This is a genomic window from Sulfuricurvum sp. RIFOXYD12_FULL_44_77 (assembly GCF_001830725.1).
GTDB lineage: Bacteria > Campylobacterota > Campylobacteria > Campylobacterales > Sulfurimonadaceae > Sulfuricurvum > Sulfuricurvum kujiense_A.
Genome location: NZ_MIBU01000183.1, coordinates 1 through 1,698, shown reverse-complemented (window position 1 = coordinate 1,698; position 1,698 = coordinate 1). Strand labels below are relative to the sequence as shown.

2 protein-coding genes are annotated in these 1,698 nt (G+C 46.0%); both read left to right on the top strand.

Going from position 1 to position 1,698, the window contains the following annotated elements:
- A partial coding sequence (locus A2517_RS07190; protein ID WP_294895561.1) for an efflux RND transporter periplasmic adaptor subunit occupies positions 1 to 717 on the top strand: 717 nt, incomplete at its 5' end.
- Positions 718 to 722: 5 nt separating this feature from the next.
- Positions 723 to 1,698: efflux RND transporter permease subunit (locus tag A2517_RS07185; protein ID WP_294895559.1), on the top strand; the 976-nt coding region annotated here is incomplete at its 3' end.

Below are 1,698 nucleotides of genomic sequence, written 5' to 3'. Positions count from 1 at the left end.
AGTGTTATCAGCGATAACCAAAAAATGATTACCAGCCGCAATATGGGATTCGTTACCAGTGTTAATGTTTCAGAAGGTTCACGCGTACGCAAAGGAGACCTTCTTTATACTATCGATTCCAAAGAGATCGATTCAGCAAAAACCCAAGTGGAACTCGGAATCGCTCAAGCAGAACTTTCGCTTCAAATGTACCAAAACCAATACGCCAATCTCGAACTGAACTTAGAGCGAAACAAACGTTTGTTGGCGCAAGATATGGTGAGTAAATTCGAAGTGGAGAATCTAGAACTCTCTAAAAAGAACCTCCAAAATATGATCTTCATCGGAGAACGTCAAGTCAATCAGGCAAAAGCGCGTCTTAAAGAGGTTGATAACCAATACAACTATCTCCGTATCACTGCACCCAACAGCGGTGTCGTCGTCGCTAAAAATATCAAAGTCGGTGAGATGGCGATGCCGGGGATGCCGGCAATCGTATTGTCGGATTTAAATGCCCTTAAAATCGAAGTTGAAGTAGCTGAAAATAACCTCAAACTCGTTCCCGTCGGGAAAAAAGTAAAAATTTCTGTCCCCTCTGTCGGTTATATCGGAATCGGACGGGTCAGTGCCATTATCCCAAGCTCTAATCCGATGACCCATACCTTTAAAATCAAAGTATCGTTCAGCGCCAAACAAACCGTTTATCCCGGAATGTACGCAACTATCGAAATTAACTAGGAGCCATGATGCACGCCCCTCACTCCTATCAGCCCACCGATTCTGCCGGAAAGCTCGCCAAGGGCTTTTTGCGTAATCCCCTCACTCCGATTCTGGGAATTTTTCTCCTTGTCATCGGGTATATGGCTCTCATGCTTATGCCTCGCGAAGAGAATCCCCAAATGGTCGTCAGCGGTTCGACCGTTATTATTGCCCTCCCCGGTGCCACTGCCAGCGAAGTTCAAAACGTTATTGTCAAACCGCTTGAGCGAAAACTCAAAGAGGTAAAAGGGATCGAGCATATCCATGGGATGGCGATGGACAACGTTGCCGTCATCAATGCCGCATTTTTTATCGGGGAAGCCAAAGAGGATTCCAACCTAAAAATTTATGACAAAATCATGCAAAACATGAGCATCCTCCCAAAAGGTGCTATGCAGCCGATCATTAAACCTCTCGATATCGATATTGATATCCCGATCGTCTCCGTCGCGTTTTACTCCAACGATCCTAAAATGGACCCGACGAAACTTTACGATCACGTCAAAGAGATTCAGCACCATATCAACGGCCTCCCTAACGTTGCCGTTACCGACATTAAGGGAGCTAAAAAACACCAGTACAACGTATTGGTCGATATGAATCGTCTGAGCGGTTACAACCTCTCTCTCGGACAAATCGTTCAGGCTACCCAATCTTTGGCCTACAACGTCCCTGAGATCAAAGGGAAAACCCAAGATAATAAAATCGTTATGATCGGTGTCCGCAACGCGATAGAGAGTGTCGAAGACGTAGGCAACATTATCGTCGCCCAATACGGCGGCTCCGCTATCTACCTTCGCGACGTTGCCACGATAGACGCGGGCAGCGATATCCAAAACTTTAAATCAGCACTCGTCACGGTAAAAAATGAAGAGGGCAAATTTTCACCCCTCAAAGATCAAATCACCCTCACTGTCTCCAAACTCCAAGGGACGAATGCTGTTATCATCGCAGAAGCCG